At 69.9% G+C, this 22,167-nt stretch carries 25 protein-coding genes and 3 pseudogenes; 15 read left to right on the forward strand and 13 right to left on the reverse strand.

Annotated features, from left to right (window positions below):
• The first annotated feature begins 35 nt into the window (after positions 1 to 35).
• Positions 36 to 998, forward strand: a complete 963-nt coding sequence (meaB, locus tag OG974_RS28425) for a methylmalonyl Co-A mutase-associated GTPase MeaB (RefSeq protein ID WP_327285514.1) — start codon at positions 36 to 38, stop codon at positions 996 to 998.
• Positions 999 to 1,078: 80 nt separating this feature from the next.
• On the opposite strand, the gene OG974_RS28430 is transcribed toward meaB, so the two are convergent.
• The 6 genes from OG974_RS28430 to OG974_RS28455 form a co-directional block, all read right to left on the reverse strand.
• The gene (locus OG974_RS28430) at positions 1,079 to 1,153 is read right to left on the reverse strand and encodes a 50S ribosomal protein bL37 (protein ID WP_099895366.1); all 75 of its coding nucleotides are present in this window, start codon (positions 1,151 to 1,153) and stop codon (positions 1,079 to 1,081) included.
• An 83-nt stretch (positions 1,154 to 1,236) separates the two neighbouring features.
• Positions 1,237 to 1,800: a PepSY domain-containing protein gene (locus OG974_RS28435; protein ID WP_327285515.1), complete on the reverse strand. Its 564-nt coding sequence runs from the start codon at positions 1,798 to 1,800 to the stop codon at positions 1,237 to 1,239.
• Positions 1,801 to 1,926: 126 nt separating this feature from the next.
• Entirely contained in the window at positions 1,927 to 2,403 is a 477-nt protein-coding gene (locus OG974_RS28440; RefSeq protein WP_327285516.1) for a MarR family transcriptional regulator, read from the reverse strand.
• 63 nt (positions 2,404 to 2,466) lie between these two features.
• Positions 2,467 to 3,297 carry an AIM24 family protein gene (locus OG974_RS28445; protein ID WP_371644863.1) on the reverse strand — a complete coding sequence of 277 codons (831 nt, stop codon included), beginning with the start codon at positions 3,295 to 3,297 and terminating at the stop codon, positions 2,467 to 2,469.
• Positions 3,294 to 3,944 (reverse strand): AIM24 family protein, encoded by a 651-nt coding sequence (locus tag OG974_RS28450; protein WP_327285517.1) that lies wholly within the window; start codon positions 3,942 to 3,944, stop codon positions 3,294 to 3,296. Before OG974_RS28450 ends, OG974_RS28445 begins: the two co-directional genes overlap by 4 nt.
• On the reverse strand, positions 3,944 to 4,582 hold the full coding sequence (locus tag OG974_RS28455; RefSeq protein ID WP_327285518.1) for an AIM24 family protein: 639 nt from the start codon (positions 4,580 to 4,582) through the stop codon (positions 3,944 to 3,946). The genes OG974_RS28450 and OG974_RS28455 overlap by 1 nt, the downstream gene beginning before the upstream one ends.
• Positions 4,583 to 4,743: 161 nt before the next feature.
• Here OG974_RS28455 and OG974_RS28460 point away from each other — a divergent pair, with 161 nt between their 5' ends.
• Both OG974_RS28460 and OG974_RS28465 read left to right on the forward strand, forming a co-directional pair.
• Positions 4,744 to 5,094 (forward strand): DUF3817 domain-containing protein, encoded by a 351-nt coding sequence (locus tag OG974_RS28460; protein WP_327285519.1) that lies wholly within the window; start codon positions 4,744 to 4,746, stop codon positions 5,092 to 5,094.
• Positions 5,091 to 5,216: pseudogene (locus OG974_RS28465) on the forward strand (MTH1187 family thiamine-binding protein); the annotation flags it as partial. The gene OG974_RS28460 and the pseudogene OG974_RS28465, both read left to right, overlap by 4 nt.
• An 86-nt stretch (positions 5,217 to 5,302) precedes the next feature.
• On the opposite strand, the gene OG974_RS28470 reads toward OG974_RS28465, so the two are convergent.
• Together OG974_RS28470 and OG974_RS28475 are read right to left on the reverse strand one after the other, a co-directional pair.
• Positions 5,303 to 5,521 (reverse strand): hypothetical protein, encoded by a 219-nt coding sequence (locus OG974_RS28470; RefSeq protein WP_327285520.1) that lies wholly within the window; start codon positions 5,519 to 5,521, stop codon positions 5,303 to 5,305.
• On the reverse strand, positions 5,521 to 5,736 hold the full coding sequence (locus OG974_RS28475; protein ID WP_327285521.1) for a hypothetical protein: 216 nt from the start codon (positions 5,734 to 5,736) through the stop codon (positions 5,521 to 5,523). Before OG974_RS28475 ends, OG974_RS28470 begins: the two co-directional genes overlap by 1 nt.
• Positions 5,737 to 5,879: 143 nt before the next feature.
• Here OG974_RS28475 and OG974_RS28480 point away from each other — a divergent pair, with 143 nt between their 5' ends.
• Together OG974_RS28480 and OG974_RS28485 are read left to right on the forward strand one after the other, a co-directional pair.
• Positions 5,880 to 6,593: an XRE family transcriptional regulator gene (locus OG974_RS28480; RefSeq protein ID WP_371644866.1), complete on the forward strand. Its 714-nt coding sequence runs from the start codon at positions 5,880 to 5,882 to the stop codon at positions 6,591 to 6,593.
• A 4-nt stretch (positions 6,594 to 6,597) separates the two neighbouring features.
• The gene (locus OG974_RS28485) at positions 6,598 to 7,068 is read left to right on the forward strand and encodes an NUDIX domain-containing protein (protein ID WP_327285522.1); all 471 of its coding nucleotides are present in this window, start codon (positions 6,598 to 6,600) and stop codon (positions 7,066 to 7,068) included.
• A gap of 11 nt (positions 7,069 to 7,079) precedes the next feature.
• Here OG974_RS28485 and OG974_RS28490 read toward each other — a convergent pair whose 3' ends face one another.
• On the reverse strand, positions 7,080 to 7,658 hold the full coding sequence (locus tag OG974_RS28490) for a recombinase family protein (RefSeq protein WP_328763739.1): 579 nt from the start codon (positions 7,656 to 7,658) through the stop codon (positions 7,080 to 7,082).
• A gap of 601 nt (positions 7,659 to 8,259) precedes the next feature.
• Entirely contained in the window at positions 8,260 to 9,639 is a 1,380-nt protein-coding gene (locus tag OG974_RS28495) for a recombinase family protein (protein WP_328763740.1), read from the reverse strand.
• A 73-nt stretch (positions 9,640 to 9,712) separates the two neighbouring features.
• Between OG974_RS28495 and OG974_RS28500 the strand changes: the two are divergent.
• Both OG974_RS28500 and OG974_RS28505 read left to right on the forward strand, forming a co-directional pair.
• Positions 9,713 to 9,871, forward strand: a pseudogene (locus tag OG974_RS28500) (MTH1187 family thiamine-binding protein); the annotation flags it as partial.
• A gap of 89 nt (positions 9,872 to 9,960) precedes the next feature.
• Positions 9,961 to 10,217: pseudogene (locus OG974_RS28505) on the forward strand (glycosyl transferase); the annotation flags it as partial.
• 92 nt (positions 10,218 to 10,309) lie between these two features.
• On the opposite strand, the gene OG974_RS28510 reads toward OG974_RS28505, so the two are convergent.
• The gene (locus OG974_RS28510; protein ID WP_327285525.1) at positions 10,310 to 11,308 is read right to left on the reverse strand and encodes a DUF5937 family protein; all 999 of its coding nucleotides are present in this window, start codon (positions 11,306 to 11,308) and stop codon (positions 10,310 to 10,312) included.
• 85 nt (positions 11,309 to 11,393) lie between these two features.
• Here OG974_RS28510 and OG974_RS28515 point away from each other — a divergent pair, with 85 nt between their 5' ends.
• From OG974_RS28515 to OG974_RS28530, 4 genes are all read left to right on the forward strand, one after another.
• Positions 11,394 to 12,677: an MFS transporter gene (locus tag OG974_RS28515; RefSeq protein ID WP_327285526.1), complete on the forward strand. Its 1,284-nt coding sequence runs from the start codon at positions 11,394 to 11,396 to the stop codon at positions 12,675 to 12,677.
• Between the two features lie 21 nt (positions 12,678 to 12,698).
• Positions 12,699 to 13,208: a MarR family winged helix-turn-helix transcriptional regulator gene (locus OG974_RS28520; RefSeq protein WP_054223644.1), complete on the forward strand. Its 510-nt coding sequence runs from the start codon at positions 12,699 to 12,701 to the stop codon at positions 13,206 to 13,208.
• Positions 13,209 to 13,278: 70 nt separating this feature from the next.
• Complete coding sequence (locus OG974_RS28525; protein WP_327285527.1) at positions 13,279 to 13,614, forward strand: DUF3817 domain-containing protein; 336 nt, start codon at positions 13,279 to 13,281, stop codon at positions 13,612 to 13,614.
• A 96-nt stretch (positions 13,615 to 13,710) separates the two neighbouring features.
• Positions 13,711 to 15,411, forward strand: a complete 1,701-nt coding sequence (locus tag OG974_RS28530; protein WP_327285528.1) for a methylmalonyl-CoA mutase family protein — start codon at positions 13,711 to 13,713, stop codon at positions 15,409 to 15,411.
• Between the two features lie 96 nt (positions 15,412 to 15,507).
• On the opposite strand, the gene OG974_RS28535 is transcribed toward OG974_RS28530, so the two are convergent.
• Entirely contained in the window at positions 15,508 to 16,134 is a 627-nt protein-coding gene (locus OG974_RS28535) for a TetR/AcrR family transcriptional regulator (protein ID WP_327285529.1), read from the reverse strand.
• A 261-nt stretch (positions 16,135 to 16,395) separates the two neighbouring features.
• Here OG974_RS28535 and OG974_RS28540 point away from each other — a divergent pair, with 261 nt between their 5' ends.
• The 4 genes from OG974_RS28540 to OG974_RS28555 all read left to right on the forward strand — a co-directional run bounded on the left by OG974_RS28540 (position 16,396) and on the right by OG974_RS28555 (position 20,605).
• Positions 16,396 to 17,400: a tetratricopeptide repeat protein gene (locus OG974_RS28540; protein ID WP_327285530.1), complete on the forward strand. Its 1,005-nt coding sequence runs from the start codon at positions 16,396 to 16,398 to the stop codon at positions 17,398 to 17,400.
• Positions 17,401 to 18,006: 606 nt separating this feature from the next.
• Positions 18,007 to 18,657 (forward strand): DUF6230 family protein, encoded by a 651-nt coding sequence (locus OG974_RS28545; protein ID WP_327285531.1) that lies wholly within the window; start codon positions 18,007 to 18,009, stop codon positions 18,655 to 18,657.
• 108 nt (positions 18,658 to 18,765) lie between these two features.
• Positions 18,766 to 19,323, forward strand: coding sequence for a DUF6114 domain-containing protein (locus tag OG974_RS28550; RefSeq protein ID WP_327285532.1), 558 nt, complete (start codon positions 18,766 to 18,768; stop codon positions 19,321 to 19,323).
• Entirely contained in the window at positions 19,313 to 20,605 is a 1,293-nt protein-coding gene (locus tag OG974_RS28555) for a hypothetical protein (protein ID WP_327285533.1), read from the forward strand. The genes OG974_RS28550 and OG974_RS28555 overlap by 11 nt, the downstream gene beginning before the upstream one ends.
• Before the next feature lie 85 nt (positions 20,606 to 20,690).
• Here OG974_RS28555 and pyk read toward each other — a convergent pair whose 3' ends face one another.
• Positions 20,691 to 22,121, reverse strand: a complete 1,431-nt coding sequence (gene pyk / locus OG974_RS28560) for a pyruvate kinase (protein WP_327285534.1) — start codon at positions 22,119 to 22,121, stop codon at positions 20,691 to 20,693.
• Between the last annotated feature and the right edge of the window lie 46 nt (positions 22,122 to 22,167).

A 22,167-nucleotide genomic window follows, 5' to 3' on the forward strand; every position in this document is an offset into this window, starting at 1 on the left:
CGTATCCCGTACGAGAACCGAGGAGCGCAGCACGTATGACGGCGGTGGACGTCCCCCAGCTGGTGGCCCAGGCGCGTGACGGCAGGCCGAGAGCGGTGGCCCGGTTGATCTCGCTGGTCGAGGGGGCGTCCCCGCAGCTGCGCGAGGTGATGGCGGCCCTGGCCCCGCTGACGGGCGGGGCGTACGTGGTGGGCCTGACCGGCTCCCCGGGCGTCGGCAAGTCCACGTCCACCTCGGCGCTGGTCTCCGCGTACCGCAAGGCCGGCAAGCGGGTCGGCGTCCTCGCCGTCGACCCGTCCTCGCCGTTCTCCGGCGGTGCGCTGCTCGGCGACCGGGTCCGGATGTCGGACCACGCCTCCGACCCGGGGGTCTACATCCGCTCCATGGCCACCCGCGGCCACCTGGGCGGCCTGGCCTGGGCCGCCCCGCAGGCGATCCGGGTGCTGGACGCGGCGGGCTGCGACGTGATCCTCGTCGAGACCGTGGGCGTGGGCCAGTCGGAGGTGGAGATCGCCTCCCAGGCCGACACCTCCGTGGTGCTGCTGGCCCCCGGGATGGGCGACGGGATCCAGGCCGCGAAGGCGGGAATCCTGGAGATCGGCGACGTGTACGTGGTGAACAAGGCGGACCGGGACGGTGCGGACGCGACCGCCCGGGAGCTGAACCACATGCTGGGCCTGGGGGAGTCCCGGGGCGCGGGCGACTGGCGGCCGCCGATCGTCAAGACGGTCGCGGCGCGCGGCCAGGGCATCGACGAGCTGGTCGAGGCCCTGGAGAAGCACCGGGCGTGGATGGACGAGCGCGGGGTGCTGGCCGAGCGGCGTACGGCCCGGGCCGCGCGCGAGGTGGAGACGATCGCGGTGACGAGCCTGCGGGCCCGCATGGCGGACGTGCGCGGGGACGCGCACCTGGACGCCCTCGCGGCCCGGGTCGCGGCCGGCGAGCTGGACCCGTACGCGGCCGCGGACACCCTCCTGACGACGCTGACGGAGGCCTGAGCAGCCCCTGCACGCGTACGCGAGAGCCGCGCCCCGGTGCGTGCGGGGCGCGGCTCTCGCGTGTGTGCGGGGCGGACCGGTCAGGCGTTGGGACGCTTGCCGTGGTTCGCCTTCTTCTTCTTGCGTGCTCGCTTCTTGTTGCCGCGCTTGGCCATGACGCCACTCCCTCGAAGATCGGGGTAATCCGGGCGCTCGCCAGTCTAGGGGCGCCCGATCCGCTCCGCATCAGAACCGCGGATCAGCCGTCGTCGTTCGAGTCCGACCCGGACACCGTCGCCTTCCCCGACGTGGGGTCGACGTGGACGTTGGTGGTCTTGCCGCCGGACGTGATCTCGACGTTCCAGTAGCGCTTGCCGCTGTCGTCATCGTCGTCCCACTCGACCGACCGGACCTGGCCGGCGTGGGCGGCGAGGGCGGCCTTCATCGCTTGTTGCGCGGTGACCTTCGCGCCGACCAGCGCCTTGTTCCCGCCGTTGTCGTCGCCGTCGTCGTCGTTCGCGTTCTCGGTGAAGACCTTGCCGCTGCGGGTGTCGACCGTCAGCTCCGCGTGCTTGCCGTTCTTGCCGATGATGTCGACGTGCCAGACGGCGTCGTCCTTGTCGACGGACTCCACGACACCGGGGTACTTCTTCAGCGCTGCGGCGACTGCGCCCGCGGCGTCCGTGTCGGCGCGCGCCGGGGCGGCCGCGGGGGCCTTCCGCGCCGCGTCGGCCGGGTGTGCGACGGCGGCCGCCGCCGGGCCCCCGACCAGCAGGAGCGCGGCCGCGGCCGTCGAAACGTACGCCTTGTGCTTGCAGTGCATGGCTGACCTCCTCAGGCCGGCCATGCGCTTGCGGTTGCTCGGCGGGCGGCCGGCGAGCGAGCGTTACCGCCCATTCTCCGGGCCGCCGCGCGGGACGGCACCCGGGAGGGGCGCCGTCCGGCGGTGTCAGGACTTGCCGCGCTCTTCGCGCAGGTGGCCCGCGACGGGCTCCAGCGAGGCGCGCAGCGCCGCCAGGGCCTCCGGCGGCAGCAGGTCGATGAAATGCCGGCGTACGGACGCCACGTGGTGCGGGGCGACCTTCCGCATGAGCTCCATGCCCTCGTCGGTCAGTACGGCGTACAGCCCCCGGCGGTCGGACTCGCAGTTCACGCGGACGACCAGACCGGCCGTCTCCATCCGGGTGATCTGGTGGGACAGCCGGCTCTTGGACTGGAGCGTCGACGTCGCGAGGTCGCTCATCCGCATCCGGTGGTCCGCGGACTCCGAGAGGTTCACGAGGATCTCGTAGTCGTTGTTGGTGAGTCCGAAGGGCTGGAGATCCTTTTCCAGCTGGTGCATCAGCAGTCTGCTGACGTCCAGGTGGGTGCGCCAGGCGCACTGTTCGGCGTCGGTCAGCCAGCGCGTGGCCGTCTCGGTCTCCATGGTCTCCATGAATGAACTCTACCTAAGAAGTTGAATTACGTACAAAAACAGGAAAGCTGAAGATCACAGTCCGAGGCGCCGCTGGAGATCACCCAGCTGCCCCGGCATCCGCGGCACGCCCAGCTGCCCCAGCGGACCCTGCTGCCCGTGTCCGCCGCCGTACCCGGCTCCGGGCACGCCCGCCGACTCCGCCCCGGCGCCGACGGCCCCGACCGCATGCTCCGCCATCAGCATCTCCGAGGACTGCAGCAGCACCGTCCCCGCCCCCACGAACTCGAACTGGTGCTCCTCGCCGGAGCTGCCGCCGATGCCGGTCAGCGAGCGCAGCCCGCCGATGACGCCCGACATGTAGCCGTGGTCGTAGTGGTGGCAGGGCGACGGGCAGTCCGCCCAGCCCACCAGAGCCTGCGGGTCCACGCGCAGCGGCGGCTCCATGAACACCACCGGCCCGTTGGACGCCGCCACGAACTTCCCCGTGCCGATCAGGGTCAAGAACCCCGGCACGATCGACTGCTTGAGGGCGAGCGAAGGCTGGTAGGCCAGCAGGTTGCCCGACCTGATGGTCAGGTTCCCATTGTCCAGGTCGTACGAGTTCACGTCGAAGGCGCGGTCGGCCAGCAGCATCTTGCCCTGGCCCTCGGCCACCACCCAGTCACTGGCGTGCAGCGGCGAGTGGAAGCTCGTGCGCAGCAGCCGGTCGAAGCGGCCGTTGCCGATGCCGTTGAACTCCATGCGCCCGTAGTAGGCGATCATCTTGCCCTTCTGCAGGAACCACTGGCTCCCCTTGAGCTCCACGCAGAAGGTGTACGCGTTCACGTTGTCGTCGGAGGGCAGGGTGTGCGGGTCGAAGACCGTCGGGCCGCCGGGCCCACCGATCACGGGACCAAAGTTCACAGCTTCTCCTCCGAGGCCTGCACGTACACGGCACCCTGGCCCGACAGCTCCAGCTGGAACGCCTCGCCCGAGCCGCGCCCCACCATGTCCCGCCAGCCGAGCGCGGTGGAGAGCTTGTTCCTGACGTCCCCGTGGTGGGCCACGTACGCCTGCGGGTCGACGTGGACCGGCCGGTTCGGGGTGATGGGGAGCTCGATGACCCCGCCGTGCGCCATCACGGCGACCGAGCCGTGCCCCTTGAGGGTGGTGGTGAACAGGCCCTGGCCGGTCACCTGGCCGCGGACCATGCCCATGACACCGCCTTGCGAGCCCATGAACATCGTGCCCTGCTGGAGGGTGCCGTCGAAGGCGAGCAGCCGGTCGGCCTCGACGTACAGGGTCTCGCCGGTCAGGCCGATCACCTGAATGTGGTGACCGCCGTGCCCGAACATCACGGTGCCGCTGCCCTCCACCTCCATCAGCGGAGTCTGCTCGTTGGCCACCCGGCGCCCGATCATGCCCATCACGCCGCCCTGACCACCGGTCAGGCTCGGGGTGAAGGAGACCTCGCCGCGGTACGCGAGCATCGCGCCGCGCTGGCTGAACATCTTCTGCCCCGGGATCACCTGGGCCTCGACCATCTTCGAGTTGATCTCGCGGAACGGCATCAGATGTCGCCCCCGATGGTGTTGCGCTCGCTGGGCTGCACGTAGACCAGGCCCTCGCCCTCGAAGCGGATCTGGAACGCCTCGCCGGAGCCCTCGCCGATCAGGGTGCGGAAGGTGACCCCCGACTGGAAGGACTGCTGGAGGTTGCCGGTGTGCGCGATGTACGCCCCCGGGTCGACGGAGAGCGGGTACTGGGCGCTGACGCGCAGCACCACCGCCGGGCCGTCGGACGTGATCGCCGCCTGGCCGCTGCCCTCGACGGTGGTGGTGAACAGGCCGTTGCCCGTCGCCCCGCCGCGCAGGCCCGTGAAGGTGGTGCCGGTGCGCAGGCCGGCGTCGGTGCACAGGAGGTTGCTGGACTCCACGTACAGCTTCTCGCCGCGCAGATTGACCAGATTGATTTCGCTCGCGCGGTCGGCGAAGAAGCAGGTGCCGTGGCCCTGCACTTCCATCACGGTCATCTGTTCACCCGTCAGTCGACGGGTCACCATGCCGCGCAGGCCTTCGCCGCCGCCGGTCATCTTCTTGAAGGCCACCTGGCCGTCGTACGCGACCATGGAGCCGTTCTTCGCTTTGACGGCGTCCCCGGTCAGGTCGACGGCGAGCACCTTGCTGCCTTGGAGTCGGAACTGAGCCACGGGATGACGTTATCGGCAGCGGGCGGAGGCGAACAGGGCCCGGTGGCCGATATCCGGCGACTGCGGCATCTCACACACCCGGCGCACACCCCGGGTCAAGATCCCGCAAACCGGCTGAGACACTGGGACGGACCCCAGGCCACCATCCCGAAGGTTCACACGTGGACATCAAGACCGCTTCCGCCCTGCACCGCCTGCGCCTCATCTCCGTTCCGGAGGCGCTGTCGTTCCCGGCCCTGCTGATCTTCGGCTCGCTGCTGAGTCGGATCTCCGACGTCGACTACCTGATGATGCCGCTCGGCATCCTGCACGGGATCCTGTTCGTCATCTACGCGGTCTTCCTGCTGGACGTCTGGAACAAGGCGAAGTGGCCCGCCAAGAAGGCGGCGCTGTTCTTCCTGCTGGCACTCCTGCCCTTCGGCGGCCTGTACGGCGACAAGCTGCTCAAGCGCGAGGAGGCCGACAGCGTGCTGGCGGCCCGTGCCCGGCGCGAGGCGGCGAAGGCCGCATGATCGTCGCGTTCTCGGTGACCCCGCTGGGGGTCGGCGAGTACGTGGCCGACGCGGTGCGCGTCGTACGGGAGTCGGGGCTGCCGAACCGCACCGACGCCATGTTCACCTCGATCGAGGGCGAACGAGTGTACCTCTGAGTACATGGTGAAGCCCCGCCCGGCTGTCATGCTCGCCGTCGCCGGACGGGGCCGTTTGGGGGCGTCTCTCCTCAGTGGGAGGACGGCAGCCGAAGGGCTTCGGCCATCTGTTCCACCACGTCAGCCCGGATCATCCCCAAGTGCACGTAAGGGGTGCCGTTGTGGGTCACGGCGGGCCGCACGGTGTTCCACGTCGTCTCTGGCACATCGAGGGCAGCCAGGGCGGCCGCGAGGGCTTCCCGGGCGTCCGTGGCCCGTGTGTGCGCGTCCCGCCAGGTCTGCATGTCCATCACGCGGTCACCGCCTGGCCGGGGCACTCGTCGCTGTCGGTGTGCCGGTAGATCACGGCGGGCGGCCCGGACGTGCGGTCCTCGTGTCCCCGGCGGACGGGTTCAAGGGGCTTGATCACCTCCTTGCAGGCGGAACAGCGCGTACCCTTTGGCGCGTAGGTCACGTACTCCCACACCCGTGTATCCGTGGCTTCGTCCGTCACCGTGTCACTCACCCTGGACCCCTTCGCCGCACCCGCTGTGTCCTTGATCGTGCCGCCGGTCGCCGGGACGGAGGAACCTCGTACGTTCGCCACTTCGGGACGTCCCATGGCATGTAGAACGTCCCTATGGGCAACGAGCGGTCAAAAGGGCCGTGATGGCATCGGGCGGTTGGACCCATGCAGGGCTGGCGACTGCCACGGGAGTGGACCCGAAGAGCGTTGAGCGGTGGGTGAACCTCGGGCGTACCCCCCGACGAGCGACGGCACTCAGGGCCGCCGAGACGCTGGGCGAAGACGTTCATGCCCTCTGGCCGGCTCTCAGGCAGGCACGCGCCGCGCGGGCCGTCAGCCCGGAACTCGTTGCGTTGTACGACCAGCGCGCAGACCTCCCCGTATCCGTGCTCGTGGATCTCCTCGCAGCAGCGCGAGAGCGCATCGACGTCTTGGTCTACGCGGCAGTGTTCCTCCATGAGGCGTACCCCCGGTTGAACGATCTCCTACGGGAACGGGCCGCCGATGGCTGCGCCGTCCGTATCGCAGTCGGTGACGCGGACAGTGAGAACGTCCAGCAGCGAGGGAAGGAAGAGAAGTTCGGGCACGGCATCGAGTCCCGTTGCCGCCTCGCCCTCATGCACTACCGGCCGTTGGTCGACGTTCCGGGGATCGAACTGCGGACGCACGGGACGACTCTCTACAACAGCTTGTACCGGGCGGATGATCAGGCGTTGGTCAACGCCCACGTCTGGGGCGTGAACGCGTACGGAGCGCCCGTGTGGCACCTTCGACGCAACGGCAACGGGGGCATGTTCGACGCCTACGCGGACAGCTTCAACGCCGTGTGGGAGACAGCGCGCCCCGCGGAGGCATGACCCGATGACCCGGACCGAGTACTACGACGATCCTCACGCACCCGCGCCGAACAGCATGGTCGTGGCAGCCTCAGCGGTCGTCACCGACGACAAGGGCCGCATCCTCCTGCAACGCCGCCGGGACAACGACCTATGGGCACTCCCCGGAGGTGGCATGGACCTGGGCGACTCGTTGCCCGGCACGGCCGTCCGGGAGGTGAAGGAGGAGACCGGTCTCGACGTGGAGATCACGGGACTCGTCGGCACCTACACCGACCCGCGCCACATCATCGAGTACAGCGACGGGGAGGTGCGGCGACAATTCAACGTCTGCTTCACGGCGCGCGTCGTCGGCGGCACGCTGGCCATCTCCGACGAGAGCACGGAACTACGGTTCGTTGCGCCGGCGGAACTCGACTGCCTGGCCCTGCACCACACGCAGCGGTTGCGGCTGGAGCACTTCCTGGAGCACCGCTCCACGCCCTACCTGGGGTAGCGGCCTCAGCCTCAACGGCCCTCGTCCAGCGCCCGGTACAGCGTCGCGCGGGACACCCCGAGGGCCTTGGCGATGGCTGTGACGCTCTCGCCCTCGGCCTTCCGAACCTTGGCCGCAGCGAGCTTGTCCGCGTCCATCACAGCCGGTCGACCCCCCACGCGCCCCTGAGCCCTGGCAGCGTCCAGCCCCGCCCGGGTCCTGTCCTTGATCAGGCTGCGCTCAAACTCCGCCATGGCGCCCACCACCTGGAGCATGAGCCGCCCGTCCGGGGTGTTCGGGTCGATGCTCGCCAGCGCACCCGTCAGCACCTTGAAGCCGATCCCACGGGCAGCGAGTGAGTCCACCAGGGTCACGAGGTCGATCAGCGAGCGAGCGAACCGGTCCAGCTTCCACACGCACAGGGTGTCCCCGGGGCGGGCGTAGTCCAGAGCGGCCGTCAGCTCCTGCCGGTCCGTGTTCTTGCCGCTCGCCTTGTCCGTGAAGATCCGGGCGCAGCCTGCCTCAGCCAGCGCGTCGTGCTGCAACTGCGCTTCCTGGTCATCGGTGGAGACTCGCGCGTATCCGATCAGGTGTCCCGTGTTCGTCGGCATGCAGAGATCGTCGCACAACCCGTCTCAAAACCTCAAGGGTTTTCGAGAGGTTCTGAGACGGGTTTTGGAACACGACTCGGTCGCTCTCGGGTCACCGTCGCGGGTGTCTCATAAACCATCGTTTCTGCGACGTCTCGCACTCGTCACGCTGCGCCACGACTCCCTCATGTCCGCGACTGTCAGACCCGTACAGACCGGGGAGGGCGGACACCTGACGGTGACTCGGGCTGTCCATGGGGGTTCATCCCCTGCCCCGCCACCCCGCTCGCGTCGACACCTGGGCGCATGGGGTCGGAAGTGCCGAACTAATTGTCTTTTTCAATTTCTCTCTAACGCGTCTAGTAGAAAAATGAAAACAGGGTTAGGTGGCGCACTTTGGCGCACTCTGGCGACAGAGGGTAGCGAAGCGAGTGTTTCTGTGACGCTATGCAGTCGGCATCGCAGTGAGGTTCCTTTCGGGCTCCCGCCCAGCTGTCGACGGGGGGCGACGCATCGAGCGACGAGTGGCGGAATGGCGTGGCTTCCGTGGCGCCGGAACGCGGAACGGCCCGCCGCCAGGCTTCCCCAGCGGCGGGCCGTGAGCGGTGGTGCTCAGGCCGGCTTACGCAGCCTCGCTCTGGGCGATCGCGGCAAGCTCGGCATCTGCGGCATCTTCCGGGTTCGGCCCCCACTCGACCGACAGGCGGTCGGCTACCCCACGTGGGTGCAGGGTCACGCGAAGATTCAACAGCTCCAGCAGGTGCTTGCGTCCCCTCTCGCCTTCAGCGGCCCACGCCTGCTCCATGGTGCGTCCCGTCAGCACTGAAACCTCACGGGTCTCCGGTTCGTGCTCGGCTTGCAGTCGGGCGTATGCGGCCTCAAGGTCCGCTGCCTTGCGCTCAAGCGTCGGCAGCATCAGCGCACCAGCGGTTGTCATGCGCTCTGCCACCCGCTCGGCTTGTTCCTGGATCTCTTCGATTTCCGCCGACAGGTCGTTGCCGCCCTCAAGGTGGACATGCCATTCCTTGATCCTGCCGAACGCAGTCAGGAACTCACGCTCCACGCGCTGATCAAGAGTCTCCGCGTAGACAGTGGTGTGGCCTGCCTTGCAGCGGTAGAGCGGTACGCCCTTGTCGGACGTTCCGCCGTTCAACTTGCAGCCGCGATAGCAGACCGCCATGCCGGAGCACATCGGCGTGGCACGTCGAGGCGCGCGATCCTTGCCCGTGGCCAGGGCGTCCATACGGTCCCTCGCCGCCCTCAACTCCGCAGCTGACAGGATCGGCTCGGCGAACTGGACGGGGGTGACGCCGTCAGCCGCTGTGATCAGCTTCCCTCTGTGGGTGCGTTGGCCGCGCAGCGTCGGGGCTTTCAACAGTCGTCGCCACTGCGGTTCGCTCACACCTACGATCCTCGCCGTGCCGGCCACCGTTCCGCCGCTGACCAGGGTGGCCACAGCGTCCCGGATCTGTGCCGCTTGCTCGGGTTCTATCTCAAGGTAGGCGGCATCGTCACGCCGTATGATGCGGTACCCGCGAGGTGCGCGCCCTGATGCCCAGCGTCCTTGCTGGCGGCGTGTGGCGTGGCCTTCCGTGATGCGGTCCTTGATCATCTCGCGTTCCCACTCGGCCAGTGCTGCCAGCACGACAGCGACCATGCGGCCTGTGGGCGTGATCGTGTTGATCGTGCCGTCGGTCGTGGCGATGTTGACGCCGTAGCGCTCGCCCCACGACACGAGACGCAGGAATTCCGACACGCTGCGCGCGTACCGGTCCAGCTTCCACGCGATCACGAGATCCGGACGGGAGGCCATGAGCGCGCTCATCTGCTGTCGCGCTTCAAGTGGCTTCGCGCCCGACACGCCGGCGTCGGAGTACTCCACGGCGTCGGCAGGGTCGTACCCGTTCGCGGTGAGCCACCGCCGGGCCGCCTCTCGCTGGGTCTCCAGCGAAGTGGAGTCGTCGGACTCCCGGGACAGCCGCAGATAGATCGCAATGCGCATGCCTCAATCCCTCCCACCCCAGAACAGGGATCACCATGTTGTCAGAGTGTGTTGTCAGAGGTGCCCTCTTTATGGCGAGTGGGACGAGGCGATGGACGTGGTCAAGCGCGCGGTGGCGGCCGTGGAGGAGAGGGCGCCGCGGGTGTCGCTGGTCCTGAAGGCCGATATCCGCCCCGGGGTGGTCGACGGGCTGACGACGAAGGTGGAAACGGTGGAACGCCACCTGGCCTGACCCCCGTTCGACGGAGCCCGTTCGACACGTCCGAGGTTCGTCACCTTTCGTGGTGATATCAACCCTGGACTTCGAGCACTGCAGGGGCCGTGCGGCCGGAAGGCTTCGACTACGAGCCGCACAGCCGACTCGCCGGCCCGTTCGTCGAACCGGACCGCACCGCCTACCGGGTCGGCCAACGCGCCCTGCTGTCGCGCGAGGAGCTCCGCACCCGAATGCGCGCCGTCCTCCTGATGGCGCTGGCCCCCTCGCCGCCGCCGGGCTGCTGCTCTACCTCGCCTGGCCCACGCACCGGACCGTCCGGGAGGGCGGAGAGCGCTGGCTGGTCCGGTGTGACGCCGTGATGCGGATGCTCGGATACTTCCGCGACCCCGACACCGCCTTCGGCGTCGGCCCGCGCGTCCCGCCGCCCGGCGACACCCCGGCCCGGGGCGGGGCCTACGGCGGCGAGCCGCCCGTCGTCAGGGCGATGGCGAGCGGGGTGCGCTCGTACAGGATCCGGTGGCCGTGGCGGGCCGAGATCAGCAGGCCCGCCCCGTGCAGGACCTTCAGATGGGCCGAGACCGTGGCCGGCGCCAGAGCGAGCCGGCGGGCCAGCTCCGTCGTGGAGGCCGGCTCGTCGAGCGCGCACAGCACGTCCGCCCGGCCCCGGCCCAGCAGCCGAGCCAGCGCCCGCGGGGTGGCGTCCTGCGTCGCCGCCGTCCACAGTGCGCCGATGCCCCGCGCCGGGTAGACCAGCGTCGGCTGCCACGGCGGGTCGTACCCGCCGACCACCTCCGGCCAGACGAACGCACTCGGCATCAGGAGCAGGCCCTGCCCGTCCAGGGAGCGGTCGTGGTGGGTCGGGCGGTCGATGGTGAGCGTCCCGGCCGACCACCGCAGGTCCGGGTGGAGGCCGTCGAACAGCGCCTCCAGCCCGCCCGCGGCCAGCCGCCGCGAGTGGAACAGGACGTCCGCCTCCAGCAGGGCCCGCAGTCGCGGCCAGTGCGGGGCGATCAGCGCGTCCCACGCCTGCTCGTACAGATCGGCCAGCTCCCGTACCGCCCGGGCCGGATCCGCGAGCATCCGCCGCCCGAGGTCGCTCTCGGCGGCGCCCCGGGTGCAGACGAGCGCGCGCCGCAGGTCCTCCCGCACCGCGTCCGGATCGGCGGCCGCGGACCGGACCCGCGCCAGCTCCTCCTCGAAGGTGACGGACGGGCCGGCCGGCGGCGGGCTCAGGAAGTCCGGGTTGTGGCCGGCGCGCGGCATCAGCAGCCACAGCGGCCGTAGGTCCAGCCCGGCCGCGGCCGCCCGGATCCGCCGCAACCAGGGCAGGTGGTACGCCTGCCGGTCCGGCCGCAACAGGGTCCGCACCGCCTCCTGCGTCTCCCAGCGCGGCGAGAGCGAGAACCGGCAACGCAACAGGTCCCCGTCCCCGAACCGAAAATGGAACGCCATGCGCTGCCTCCCCTCGGACGCCGCAGTGATTCGGTACGGGGCGAATCACTGCCGTCCGGCCACCGTAGCCCTGCAGGGTGTCCGCATGTCCAGTGCCCGTCAGGCCGTGCCCGCCCCGGCCGCCGCCCCCGACGGCGGCTACCGATCCGTTTTCCGGGTGCGGGAGTTCCGGCCCGTTTTCGCCGCCCATCTGTTGTCCGTCCTCGGCATCGTCGTCGCCGAGATCGCCCTCACCGTCCTCGTCTTCCGCACCACCGGCTCGCCCCTGATGAGCGCGCTCACCTTCGCCCTCGGCTTCCTCCCGTACGCCCTCGGCGGCACCCTCCTCGCCGGGATCGCCGACCGTCGGCCCGCCCGCCGGGTCCTCGTCGGCTGCGACCTCGTCTGCGCCGCCTGCGCAGCGGCCATGGTCCTGCCGGGCACCCCCGTCGCCGGACTCCTCGTCCTGCGCTGCGCCATGGCCTTCGTCGCCCCGCTGTTCCAGGGCACCCGCAACGCCTCCCTCGCCGACATCCTCGGCCCCGGCGACCCCTTCGTCCTCGGCCGCTCCCTGATGCGCATGGTGGCCCAGAGCGCCCAGCTCATCGGCTTCGGCCTCGGCGGCCTCCTGCTGACCGTCCTCGCCCCGCGCGCGGCCATCGCCCTGACCGCCGCCGGGTTCCTCTGTTCGGCCCTGCTGCTGCGCTTCGGCACGGCCGTCCGGCCCGCGCGGGCCGCCGCCGCCCGCACCTCCCCGCTCGCCGGACTGCGCGCCGTCCTCGGCGACCGCCGCCTGCGCGCACTGACCCTGCTGTTCTGGCTGCCATCCGTCTTCGTGATCGCCCCCGAGGCGCTGCTCGCCCCGTACGCCGACGGCATCGGCGCCGGCACCGCCGCCCTGGGGGTGATGATGTGCGCCCTGCCCGTCGGCACCATCGCGGGTGAACTATGGGCCGGCTCGGTGCTCGCCCCCCGTACCCGGTCGCGGCTCGTGGCCCCGCTCGCGGCCGCCGGGATGCTGCCGCTGCTCGTGTACGCGGCCCGGCCCCCAGTGGCAGCCGTCATCGCCGCCCTGGTGCTCGCCGGTCTGGCGCACGCCTACACCCTCGGCCTCGACCAGTGGTACGTCGATGCCGTCCCCGAGGAGCTGCGCGGCCGGGCGATGACCCTGCTGAGCACCGGTCTGATGACCTTCCAGGGCGTCGGCATGGCCCTGGCCGGGCTCGCCGCCGAGTTCGTGGCGGTGCACGTGGTCGTCGCGGGCGCCGCGGTGCTCGGTACGGCGGTGGTGTTGCTCCTCCTCGCCGAACTGAGGTCCGCCGCCCGGCGGGACGGCCGACCGGAGCGGGACGTCCGACCGAAGAATGAGACGGGCCCCGCGGTCAAATGACCGCCCGGTAGGGTCGGGTGCGTGTCCAAGCCGCTCAGCCTCCCCTTCGATCCCATCGCCCGCGCCGACGAGCTCTGGCAGCGCCGCTGGGGACCGGTGCCCTCGATGGCCGCCATCACCTCGATCATGCGTGCGCAGCAGATCCTGCTCGGCGAGGTCGACGCCGTGGTCAAGCCGTACGGGCTGACCTTCGCGCGGTACGAGGCGCTGGTCCTGCTCACCTTCTCCAAGGCCGGCGAGCTGCCGATGTCGAAGATCGGCGAGCGGCTGATGGTCCACCCGACGTCGGTGACGAACACGGTGGACCGGCTGGTGCGGTCCGGGCTCGTGGCCAAGCGGCCGAACCCGAACGACGGCCGCGGCACGCTCGCGTCCATCACGGACAAGGGCCGCGAGGTCGTCGAGGCGGCGACGAAGGACCTGATGGCGATCGACTTCGGGCTCCGCGCGTACGACGCCGAGGAGTGCCAGGAGATCTTCGCGCTGCTGCGCCCGCTGCGGGTGGCCGCGGCGGACTTCGAGGAGCAGTAGCCCGCCACCACCGGGGCCACCACCGGGCCCCCGTCATGATCGTGCAAAACGGGTGGTTACGCTCGTGTCCATGAAACGAAGCGTGCTGACCCGCTACCGCGTCATGGCCTACCTGACCGCGGTCATGCTGTTGATCCTCTGCACCTGCATGGTTTTCAAGTACGGCTTCGACACCGGCGCCGATCTGACCCTGGCGGTCTCGCAGGTCCACGGCGTGCTGTTCATGATCTACCTGGTGTTCGCCTTCGACCTGGGCTCCAAGGCCAGGTGGCCGTTCCCGAAGCTGCTGTGGGTGCTGGTCTCCGGCACGATCCCGCTGGCCGCCTTCTTCGTCGAGCGCGGCGTGCGCGCCGAGATCGAGCCGCTCGTCGCCGACGCCGAGGCCGCGGCCACCGTCGACGCCTAGGGTTTCGCCGGAGCCGGACGGTTCCGAGGCACCCCGGGGAGACTCCCCGGGGTTTCCCATCGACATTTACTAGGACGTCCTAGTAAATTCATGGGTATGGACGCTGACGCCATCGAGGAGGGCCGCCGCCGCTGGCAGGCCCGTTATGACAAGGCCCGCAAGCGCGAGGCCGATTTCACCACGCTCTCCGGGGATGACGTCGATCCCGTCTACGGCCCCCGGCCCGGTGACGCGTACGAGGGATTCGAGCGCATCGGCTGGCCGGGGGAGTACCCCTACACCCGCGGCCTGCACGCCACCGGATACCGCGGCCGGACCTGGACCATCCGCCAGTTCGCCGGCTTCGGCAACGCCGAGCAGACCAACGAGCGCTACAAAATGATCCTGGCCGCCGGCGGCGGCGGGCTCTCCGTGGCCTTCGACATGCCCACCCTGATGGGGCGCGACTCCGACGACCCCCGCGCCCTCGGCGAGGTCGGCCACTGCGGGGTCGCCATAGACTCCGCCGCCGACATGGAGGTCCTGTTCAAGGACATCCCGCTGGGCGACGTGACCACCTCGATGACGATCTCGGGCCCGGCCGTGCCCGCCTTCTGCATGTACCTGGTCGCCGCCGAACGCCAGGGCGTGGACCCGGCCGTCCTCAACGGCACGCTCCAGACGGACATCTTCAAGGAGTACATCGCCCAGAAGGAGTGGCTCTTCGAACCCGAGCCGCACCTGCGCCTCATCGGCGACCTGATGGAGTACTGCGCGAAGGGCATCCCGGCGTACAAGCCGCTGTCCGTCTCCGGCTACCACATCCGCGAGGCCGGGGCGACGGCCGCGCAGGAGCTCGCGTACACCCTCGCCGACGGTTTCGGGTACGTGGAGCTGGGCCTCTCCCGCGGCCTGGACGTGGACCACTTCGCGTCCGGCCTCTCCTTCTTCTTCGACGCGCACCTCGACTTCTTCGAGGAGATCGCCAAGTTCCGCGCCGCCCGCCGGATCTGGGCGCGCTGGATGAAGGAGGTGTACGGGGCGCAGAGCGAGAAGTCGATGTGGCTGCGCTTCCACACCCAGACGGCCGGTGTCTCGCTGACGGCGCAGCAGCCGTACAACAACGTCGTGCGCACCGCGGTCGAGGCCCTCGCGGCCGTCCTCGGCGGCACCAACTCGCTGCACACCAACGCCCTCGACGAGACCCTCGCGCTGCCGAGCGAGCAGGCGGCCGAGATCGCCCTGCGCACGCAGCAGGTGCTGATGGAGGAGACCGGGGTTGCCAACGTGGCCGACCCGCTGGGCGGTTCCTGGTACGTGGAGCAGCTCACCGACCGCATCGAGGCGGACGCCGAGAAGATCTTCGACCAGATCAAGGAGCGCGGCCTGCGCGCCCACCCGGACGGGCAGCACCCGATCGGGCCGATCACCTCGGGCATCCTGCGCGGCATCGAGGACGGCTGGTTCACCGGCGAGATCGCCGAGTCGGCCTTCCAGTACCAGCGGTCCCTGGAGAAGGGCGACAAGCGGGTCGTCGGCGTCAACGTGCACCACGGCTCGGTGACCGGGGACCTGGAGATCCTGCGCGTCAGCCACGAGGTGGAGCGCGTACAGGTGGAGCACCTGGCCGCGCGCAAGGAGCGGCGCGACGACGCCAAGGTGAAGTCCTCGCTCGGCGCGATGCTGGCCGCCGCCCGCGACGGGTCGAACATGATCCCGGCGATGCTGGACGCGGTGCGCGCCGAGGCCACGCTCGGCGAGATCTGCAACGTGCTGCGCGACGAGTGGGGCGTCTACACGGAGCCGCCGGGCTTCTAGGGCCGTGGCCGCGGTCCGTACGTACGGCAGGCCGGTCGTGGCAGCCCCCGCGGGGGCGGTCGCGGCCGGCCTTCCGGTTTCCGGGGCCGGCCCGGGTCAGGCGTGGGCCGGGCCCTGGAGGCCGTGCACCAGGAGGGCCGTGAAGGTGGACGCCCACAGTTCGTCCACCGGCTCGGAGCTGACCAGCGCCCGGTGGACCACCGTGCCCGCGATCACGTCGAAGATCAGGTCCGTGGTGCGGCAGGCCAGCTCCTCGTCCTCCTCGTACGGGAGTTCGCCGCGGGCCTGGGCCCGTTCGCGACCCAGTACGACGAGACGTTTCTGCCGGTCGACGATCGCCGAGCGGATCCGGTCGCGCAGGGCCTCGTCCCGGGTGGACTCGGCGACGACCGCCATCAGGGCCGTACGGGCCTCCGGCCGCCGCAGCAGCGCCGCGAACTGGAGGACCACGTCCTCGATGTCGGCTTCGAGGCAGCCCCGGTCGGGGAGTTCGAGGGAGTCGAAGAGTTCTGCGACGGCGTCCACGACGAGCTCGCTCTTGCCCGCCCAGCGGCGGTAGAGGGTGGTCTTGGCGACCCCGGCCCGCGTCGAGACGTCGCCCATCGTCAGCTTCGACCAGCCCAGCTCGACCAGCGCGTCCCGCGTCGCGGCGAGGATCGCGGCGTCCGCCGCGGCGCTGCGGGGGCGTCCGGTGCGTCCGGTCGGGGAGCTGGGGTTGCGCATGGCGCAGACCATACCCGTCGGTAGCGGAACCGTAGGGCCCCGAAATGCTGTGCTTCAGATCACGGGGCGCGAAGGGGCGCGGGGAGTTACGCTACGGCTCGTAGCGTAAGAGCGACAACCACGCGAAGAGCTACCGGCGCCAGGTGGGGACCCGGGGCCAACACCACACGAACACCGCACAAGCGATCGGCCCGACGCGGGCGAGAAGGTATTTCGGCCGATCTTTTTCGTCGGCGCGCGCACACGGGGGAGGATGTACGCATGCAGCCCAGAAACATGTCCATGAGCGGCGTCGTCGACCTCGCCGCGGTGAAGGCGGCCGGCGAGGCCAAGGCGAAGGCCGAGCAGACCCGCGCCGAAGCGGCCCGGCAGGCCGCCCAGGGCGGCGCGCCCGCGTCCGCCGGTGCCGTTCCGCCGTCCGCGCTCGTGATCGACGTCGACGAGGCCGGCTTCGAGCGCGACGTCCTCCAGCTCTCCGCCGAGGTACCGGTCGTCCTGGACTTCTGGGCCGAGTGGTGCGAGCCGTGCAAGCAGCTCAGCCCGCTCCTGGAGCGCCTGACGATCGAGGCGAACGGCCGCCTCCTGCTGGCGAAGGTCGACGTCGACTCCAACCAGATGCTGATGCAGCAGTTCCAGATCCAGGGCATTCCGGCCGTGTTCGCCGTGGTCGCGGGCCAGGTCCTGCCGCTGTTCCAGGGCGTGGCACCCGAGCAGGAGATCCGCGCGACCCTCGCGCAGCTGGTCCAGGTCGCCGAGGAGCGCTTCGGGATCATCGGCATCGAGGTGGACCCGAACGCCGAGGGTGGCCCCGCGGGCGACTCGGCCGGCGAAGCCGAGGTGCCGGCGGGCCCGTACGACGCGCTGCTCGAAGCGGCCGTCGTCGCGCTGGACGCCGGTGACCTGGGCGGCGCGGTGCAGGCGTACAAGAACGTACTGGCGGACGACCCGTCCAACACCGAGGCCAAGCTGGGCCTGGCCCAGGCCGAGCTGCTCGCGCGGGTCAAGGACATGAACCCGCAGGCGGTCCGCACCACGGCGGCGGAGAACCCGAAGGACCCGGCGGCCCAGATCGCCGCGGCGGACCTGGACCTGGTCGGCGGCCACGTGGAGGACGCCTTCGGGCGCCTGGTGGACACGGTCCGGGTGACGGTCGGCTCCGACCGGGACGCGGTACGGGTGCGGCTGCTGGAGCTGTTCGAGGTCATCGGAGCCGACGACCCCCGGGTCGCGGCGGCCCGCACGGCGCTCGCGCGGGTGCTGTTCTAGGCCCCTCCGGGCCTCTTCCGGAAGCGTCCGGGAGGTCGTCGGGCCACCGACGATTTGTTGACACGTAGATAAACAGCGGCCGCGCTTTGCCAAAACTTGGCAATTGCGGCCGCTGTTACTCGCAGTAAGTGGAACCCCGTGAAGTGTCCGGTGTGTTCGTGAATGCGGCGTTCTGTCGTGGCCCATGGTGACACCCTGAGTCGTCGCCCGATGGCGCCGGGTCTATACCCGGTTATCTTGCCGTTACCCGCCAGTAACGAACCCCCTTGTGCCCCGGCCTGGAATGGACCACGATCGGCGACGCTCGGTCCTTCCCGCAGAGCCGCTCATCCGGAGCCGCGGGGCAGGGTCCCCACCGGGCCGGCCGGTGGTAGTGGCACCGGCTGCTGGACAGGGGGGTCTTCGCCGCACCGGCGGAGCCTGTCCTCCTGGTTGCGCGAACGCGTGACCCAGTGGTTGTCGCTCGGGGGTGAACGCCGGTGTATCGGACGCGGCTGTGCCGCGGCTCGGCCGCCTGCGCTCCTTCCCGAGGACGTAGCACTTCTCCCATCCCAGGACGGGTACGGCCCGGACCGGAGATGTACGTCCGAGAAGGAGGAACGAATAATGAGTTCTCAGGTTCGTGGCGGGACCAGATGGAAGCGCTTCGCGCTCGTCATGGTGCCGAGCATCGCGGCCACCGCCGCGGTCGGTGTGGGTCTGGCGCAGGGTGCCCTCGCGGCGTCCTTCAGCGTGTCCGGCCAGGACTTCAAGGTCTCGGCCGACAAGCTCGACGGTGACGACCTCATCCAGTACGGCAGCGTCGCCAAGGGCAAGGGCCTCGACGGCAAGGACGCGGCGCACCCGGTCACCATCTCCGGGTTCCGCCACGCCGAGATCACCAACATGTGCCAGTCGCTGGTGACCCCGATTCCCGGCCTCGGCAACATCACGATGAAGCTGCAGACGGGCAACAAGGGCAAGCCGGCCGTCGCCGAAAACATCTACCTGGATGTTGCGGAGCTCGACACCGACGCCACGTTCACCGACCTGGACATCGGTGTCGCGGTCAGCGCGGCGGCGGACGACAAGCACCCGACCCCGCCGCAGGCCAACACGGTGGCGAACGGTGCCCTGTTCTCCCAGCGCGCCAAGAAGGCCGTGCTGACGAACGTGCGCCAGAAGGCTTGGGCGACGACGGCGGGTACCTTCACGCTGCCCGACCTCAAGCTGCGCCTGCTGAGCGGCGACCAGCCGTGCTACCAGGACGAGAAGTAATTCGTCCCGGCAGGTGAACGGTGGAGGCGGGTGGCGGCCTTGGTCGCCGCCCGTCCCGCCGGGCTCCACCTAGTTCTCCGTACCACCGTTTCCAGGGAGCTGTTGTCCATGAACCCCCAGGCCCCGGTTCGCGCCGCAGACGACTCTTGGCTCACCGTGGTGTACCACCGCTTCCGCGCCTGGAGGGGCGTCCGGCCCTTCTGGGCAGGATTCTTCACTCTCATCGGCGGCATCCCCATCGCGTACTTCCCCTACGCGGACCTCCGGCTGGGCAACATCACCATCGCCATGGCGACGACCGCGGGCGCGGGCTCGCTGATCATCGGCGTCCTGCTGATGACCCTCGGCGTGGCGCTCTGGTTCCAGCAGGGCATCCGGGTCTTCGCCGGTGTGGCGTCGATCCTGCTCGCCCTGGTCTCCCTGCCGGTGTCCAACCTGGGCGGCTTCTTCCTCGGTTTCCTTTTCTCCCTGATCGGCGGGGCCCTCGCCCTGTCGTGGGCGCCGGGCAAGCCGGAGGACCCGCAGGACGCGCACGACGCGGCCGCGGCCAAGGCGGAGACGTTCGCGGAGGCACCTTTGGGAGTCCCCGGCTCCTACGACACGGAAACGGCTTACGCGACCGAGACGACTGCCCACGCCGATGGCGGGAGGAACAGTGCGGGGTGACGAGACGCAGCGGGACGTGACCCCGAGCGCAGAGTCCCGTGAACGAAGGGGTCCGCGGCACGCCGCGCCCCGGAAGTCGCTGCTGAACAAGATCCAGATACCCGTCGGCAAGACGATGGCGCTGGCCGCCATGCCGACGGCCGTGTTCGTCGGGATGGGCATGGCGCCCAAGCTGGCCCTGGCCGACGACAAGGAGATCCCCTTCGCGCCCGGACCGTGCGTGACGCGCTCCGACGCACCCGCGGAGTCGGCCTCTCCGAGCCCTTCCACGTCGCCCTCGCCGAGCTCGTCGCCGACCGCGACCCCCTCGCCGGGCGCGTCGACGGCGCCGAAGCCCGGCGTCACCCCGCCGGCCGCGAAGCCGTCGGCCGGCACCCCGGCCGGATCCACCGCGACCACCCAGTCGAAGCAGACCGGCCCGTCGGCCCCGGCGCCGGCCGCCACCCCGTCCGCGACCAAGACCACGAACCCGCTGGACCCGCTGGGCATCGGCGACAAGCTCAAGGGCGTCGTCGACGGCATCACGCACCCGTCTGCAGCCCCCACGGCCACGCCGACGCCGACGCCGTCCAAGACGGCGACCACGGCGCCGACCGCGCCCGCTCCGTCCGCGCCCGCCCCGGACCCGGCCGCGGACGCGATCCGCGACGCGGCGAAGAAGGCCGGCGTCGACGTCAAGGAGCTGCCCAAGGACGTCAAGGACACCGCGAAGACCCCGAAGGACGAGACGGGCAAGGCGGCGGACCAGGACGAGCCGAAGCCCGAGGAGTCGAAGGACGCGGACGGGAAGCAGCCCTTCCCCTGCCCGACGTACGACGCCAAGGCGCTGGCCGACGCCGAAATGGAGCCGGGCATCCCGCTCCTGCCGGACGAGCCCTGGTACCTCGACAGCTCACTGCTGACCCTCTACGGCCTGGACTACCACGGCATCGTCGAGGTGAAGACGGCGGGCGGCAAGACGAAGAAGGTCCTTAAGTTCACGGCGGACTCGCTGGACATCAAGGACCTCTACCAGACGGTCGGCACGACCGGGAACGTCGCCCACCTGAAGTCCCGCCCCGGCTCCACTTCCAAGATCCGCGGCGGCACGGTGACGATGTACACCGAGAGCCTCAAGGGCAACCTCTTCGGCCTCATCCCGATCGAGTTCACCCCCAACAGCCCGCCGCCCCTGAACGTCCCTTTCGCGTTCTTCACGAACGTCAAGGTCGTCCAGGCCGCCCAGTTCGGCGGCAACCTCACGGTCCCGGGCCTGCACAACTACGTCGGCCCGCCGGAGTAGTCCCGTACGCACGCACCGAGGGCGGCACCCCGATCATCGGATCGGGGTGCCGCCCTCGGTCTCTGTGCGGCAGAGGCGGGTCGGGTCAGGCCTGGGGCTGGCCGCCCAGGTGGTGGACGCGGACCATGTTGGTCGTGCCCGGGACGCCGGGGGGCGAGCCGGCGGTGATGATCATGGTGTCGCCGTCGTTGTAGCGGCCCAGCTTGAGCAGCTCGCCGTCGACCAGGTCGACCATCGCGTCGGTGTTGTCCACGTGCGGGACGACGTACGACTCGACGCCCCAGCTCAGCGTGAGCTGGTTGCGGGTGTTGACGTCGGTGGTGAAGGCGAGGATCTGCTGCGTGGCGCGGTAGCGCGACAGGCGGCGGGCGGTGTCGCCGGACTGGGTGAAGGCGATGAGCGCCTTGCCGTCGAGGAAGTCCGCGATCTCGCAGGCCGCGCGGGCGACGGAGCCGCCCTGGGTACGGGGCTTCTTGCCCGGGACCAGCGGCTGGAGGCCCTTGGAGAGGAGCTCCTCCTCGGCCGCCGCGACGATCTTCGACATCGTCTTGACGGTCTCGATCGGGTAGGCGCCGACCGAGGACTCGGCCGACAGCATGACCGCGTCCGCGCCGTCGAGGATCGCGTTGGCGACGTCGGACGCCTCCGCGCGCGTCGGGCGGGAGTTGGTGATCATCGATTCCATCATCTGGGTCGCGACGATCACCGGCTTGGCGTTGCGGCGGCACATCTCGATGAGCCGCTTCTGGACCATCGGGACCTTTTCGAGCGGGTACTCGACGGCCAGGTCGCCACGGGCCACCATGACCGCGTCGAAGGCGTCGACCACGGCGGCCATGTTCTCGACGGCCTGCGGCTTCTCGACCTTGGCGATGACGGGGACCCGGCGGCCCTCCTCGTCCATGACCTTGTGGACGTCCTTGACGTCGTTGGCGTCGCGGACGAAGGACAGGGCGACCATGTCGCAGCCCATCCGCAGGGCGAAGCGGAGGTCGTCGACGTCCTTCTCCGACAGGGCGGGGACGTTCACGGCGGCACCCGGCAGGTTGATGCCCTTGTGGTCCGAGATGACACCGCCCTCGATGACGATGGTCTTGACCCGCGGGCCCTCGACCTCGGTCACCCGCAGCTCGACGTTGCCGTCGTTGATCAGGATCTGGTCACCCTTGGCGACATCGCCCGGGAGGCCCTTGTAGGTGGTTCCGCAGATGGACTTGTCGCCCGGGACGTCCTCGGTGGTGATGGTGAACTCGTCACCGCGCACCAGCTCGACGGGACCTTCGGCGAAGGTCTCCAGACGGATCTTCGGACCCTGGAGGTCGGCAAGGACGCCGACGGCGCGCCCGGTGTCCTCGGAGACCTTCCGGACGCGGTCGTACCGCTCCTGGTGTTCTGCCTGGGACCCGTGGCTGAAGTTGAATCGGGCCACGTTCATACCTGCCTCGATGAGCGCTTTCAGCTGCTCATACGAGTCGACGGCGGGGCCCAGCGTGCAGACGATTTTGGAACGGCGCATGACTGGATCCTATCGGTTTGTTTCGTAGCGGAATATTCCGTCTGGT

Source organism: Streptomyces sp. NBC_00597 (assembly GCF_041431095.1).
GTDB lineage: Bacteria > Actinomycetota > Actinomycetes > Streptomycetales > Streptomycetaceae > Streptomyces.